A 313-nucleotide genomic window follows, 5' to 3' on the forward strand; every position below is an offset into this window, starting at 1 on the left:
AAAGGGCAGTCGCTTGCATAGATGACTTCGTTGTAATCTCTAGTCCCGTATGATAACCAGGTAACAAATTTGTTTTTCCTGGCAACTGCTGATCAACGTTGTTTTCTTTGTCTACTTCTTTTTCTGGGAGGTCTGTTTGGTTATCCTGGGTATCACTACCTTCAGTAGGCACGGTTTCATCTGCTGGTTCGTCTGATGGTAGTGTAGCTTCTGCTGTTCCACTATCATGACCATCATCTTGTAAGCTTATAATGAGAGGATAAATACTAGCATCATTTACAGTAAGTGTAACTTTTGGCTTATCACTTACCTG

Annotated in this window: 1 protein-coding gene; it reads right to left on the reverse strand. The window is 40.9% G+C overall.

Translation table 11 applies throughout. The annotated features are described in order from the left end of the window. Positions 1-313 (reverse strand): hypothetical protein (locus tag JKP73_RS22435; RefSeq protein ID WP_200412011.1); only part of this gene is annotated, 313 nt, incomplete at both ends.

It is taken from the genome of Virgibacillus salexigens, assembly GCF_014905415.1.
GTDB classification, from domain to species: domain Bacteria; phylum Bacillota; class Bacilli; order Bacillales; family Amphibacillaceae; genus Virgibacillus; species Virgibacillus salexigens.